This is a genomic window from Pseudorhodobacter antarcticus (assembly GCF_900110135.1).
Lineage (GTDB): Bacteria > Pseudomonadota > Alphaproteobacteria > Rhodobacterales > Rhodobacteraceae > Pseudorhodobacter > Pseudorhodobacter antarcticus.
This window is the reverse complement of sequence record NZ_FOCO01000094.1, coordinates 1-2,854: the sequence shown is the minus strand read 5'-3', so window position 1 is coordinate 2,854 and position 2,854 is coordinate 1. Positions and strand designations below refer to the sequence as shown.

Below are 2,854 nucleotides of genomic sequence, written 5' to 3'. Positions count from 1 at the left end.
GCTCGCCCCCCGCCGATGCTCCGCCAAAATCACGCCACGTTCCTCGCCGTTGAGGTGCTTGTATCGTTTGTCCATCGCAACATCCTATGCCCTATAAGCGCTGGGTGTTGCACTTGAAACTTGAGCCTAAGCCGTCTCGACGCGCAAAATCAACAATGTTAGTCGTGTCCATGGTGGTGTATCTCCTGCGGTTGGCATGCTGTCTCGCAACAAAAATTCAACCAGATACGCCGCCAACCTTCAAACCACTCAAACACCAGATTCAGTCATAACTCCAAAACAGCCCTGTGCCATGGTTTCGCCGCCATTTCGTCGACAGATCACCAAAGTTAAAAGCAATCTTTACTCAGGCGCCGATTGATGGGCGTTATCGCTGTGGTCCGAACTGAATGGCTTGGCCGAAAGGCTATCGTAAATATTGAGATGTAAAATGTGGAATAACTCTGATAAATATAACTTTCACACTGCAATTTTCTGGAGTTGCAGCGTTCTGGCAATGATTGCGTTAATGGCTGTTGGGCCAATTTTATCCATCACACCACAAACTAATTTTGCCATGGGCGGATTAGCCGCATATTTTACGGTGCTAATTTTGTTTTCGATACAACGGTTGCGCAGGGTGCATCGCACTTTATGGGAGAACCAGCTTCAACTCACCCACGAGGCCAAAGCACTCAATGATCATGCCATTCTTTCGATAACAGACCGTGAGATGCGTCTCTGTTACGTAAATCAAAAGTTTCTTGATGCGACCGGCTATGCGCGGGAAGATGTGATCGGTAGATCACCCATAGAACTCTATGATGATGGCACTCAAGATATCTTTTTATCCATCACTGAGCATTTACAGCAGGGCGAGGTTTGGACTGGCGAAACCCGGCTGCGCTGTAAAGATGGCCAGATCATGTTTAGCCAGACAACGGTTCTTCCGCGCACCGACGAAAAGGGGAGGTCTTCAGGCACCATTGCTGTGCGAACCAATGTTACCGAACTACGCCGCGCTACTGCTGCAATCGATACTGTTGCAGCTTTGCGCCGGCTATCCGAACCAGTGGTGCTGTTCATGCCACATACCCTTGAACTGGTCTATATGAACAAGGCCGCAACAGATTCCGTTGCATGGACAGGCGAAAGCTACGTTGGTAAATCTGTAGGCGATATTCCGTTGAGTCTGGATATCCCATTGCTCAGGCGGAAGCTGGACGATCTTTTAGAATCACGGTCCGAACAGGTGACGATACGCTTAAAACATAGGGGTGCAACGTTTGATGCCTCAATTCAATTGATCACGTTGCAATCTGGCGACCAACGCTATTTCGCGATCTTTCGAGATGTGTCTAGCGAATTGCAAATGGTTGCGGCGCGGCAGGAGTTCATTGCGACTGTCAGCCATGAACTTCGCACGCCCCTGACCGCGATCAAGGGCGCAATGGGGCTGCTGCTTTCAGGTGCGACGGGTGAGTTAGCGGCGAAGTCACGCAACTTTGTCGCGATAGCGCATCGCAACGCGGACCGATTGGTGCTGATCGTCAATGATATTCTCGATCTAGAAAAGATCGTTGCAGGAAAGATGGAGTTTTCCCGCAAAATATGTAATCTCAGCGACGTTCTTGTGGAAGCACGAATGGCAAATCAGGGCTATGCTGAACAATATGGTGTCACTGTCAGATTAGAGGGAACAGATGCGCCTGCCTTGGCAGAGCTTGATGCCGAAAGGATTCTTCAAGTGCTGGCAAACCTGCTGTCCAATGCATGTAAGTTTTCGAAGCTGGGCGGCGAAGTCGTTGTGGCGGTTGCCGTTCTGCCCGACTCGATAAAGGTAAGTATTTCTGACAGTGGCATCGGTATCCCCGCAGCTGATCTTTCACAGATGTTCGAAAGGTTTCAGCAAGCGAGCAACGCAGATCGTCCTAATAGGGGTGGGTCTGGCTTGGGGTTGAGCATCGTCAAAGCAATTATTGAGAAACACGATGGGTCAGTGTCGCTGACAAGCACCGAAGGCATCTGCACGACAGTCACATTTTCACTTCCTCGCGCCGTTGACTCAACCTGGCCTCAAAGCCTACAAATCGTGGCTGGATAATCCTGCCCAATTCTTTGGATTTCAATATGATAAGATTGCTCCACGTTGAAGACGATTTAGATATCCTTGAAATAACACTGATGGCTCTGGGCATTTCGGGTGAGTTCGAAATAAAACAATGCAGCAGCCCAGAAGATGCTCTTCGAGAAGTAGAGCAATTCGGGCCCGATGTGTTGCTGCTGGACCTGATGATGCCAGGAATGAGCGGTGACATTCTTCTGGGTAAATTGCGAACAATTCCCAGCCTAGCGACGACGACGGCGATATTCATGACGGCACGTGCGCAACCGCACGAGATTGAGGCGCTGATCTCGAAAGGTGCCAAGGACGTAATTGTGAAACCGTTCGATGCACTTACTTTGGGTGATCAAGTTAAGGCGATTTTTGAGCGTGCATAGAGAGCGATTTGGCAGGCTTAAGGGAATTTGGGAGTACCCGAAACTCTGTGTATGCGGCTCAGCCCATGCAGTTTAGACGGGTCACGTCCTGCGGTGTAAGGGTGTAAAGCGCGTCCAGAAACGCCACCTGAAAACTGCCGGGACCATGGGCCACTTGTGCCGCACGCTCGCCAGCCAGCCCAAAATAGGCCAGTGCGGCGACAGTCGCTGGCAGCACGGGTTGTCTGAGCGGGCGTCATGTCGTACTTGCTGCAACCATCCGCCCGCAAACGACACCTCTTAGGCTCAAGTTTCAAGTGCAACACCCAGCGCCCATAGGGCATAGGATGTTGCGATGGACAAACGATACAAGCACCTCAACGGCGAGGAACGT

The 2,854-nt window shown here is 50.7% G+C and carries 2 protein-coding genes and 1 pseudogene; 2 read left to right on the top strand and 1 reads right to left on the bottom strand.

Going from position 1 to position 2,854, the window contains the following annotated elements:
• Positions 1 to 430: 430 nt before the first annotated feature.
• Positions 431 to 2,083, top strand: a complete 1,653-nt coding sequence (locus BMY36_RS18910; protein ID WP_050520848.1) for an ATP-binding protein — start codon at positions 431 to 433, stop codon at positions 2,081 to 2,083.
• A 26-nt stretch (positions 2,084 to 2,109) separates the two neighbouring features.
• The gene (locus BMY36_RS18905) at positions 2,110 to 2,481 is read left to right on the top strand and encodes a response regulator (RefSeq protein ID WP_050520849.1); all 372 of its coding nucleotides are present in this window, start codon (positions 2,110 to 2,112) and stop codon (positions 2,479 to 2,481) included.
• 58 nt (positions 2,482 to 2,539) lie between these two features.
• Here BMY36_RS18905 and BMY36_RS19740 read toward each other — a convergent pair.
• Positions 2,540 to 2,704, bottom strand: a pseudogene (locus tag BMY36_RS19740) (hydroxyethylthiazole kinase); the annotation flags it as partial.
• Positions 2,705 to 2,854 lie beyond the last annotated feature (150 nt).

Coding starts and splice junctions, on each gene's coding strand:
- BMY36_RS18910 (WP_050520848.1), top strand. CDS start 431: ATGTGGAATAACTCTGATAAATATAACTTTCACACTGCAATTTTCTGG.
- BMY36_RS18905 (WP_050520849.1), top strand. CDS start 2,110: ATGATAAGATTGCTCCACGTTGAAGACGATTTAGATATCCTTGAAATA.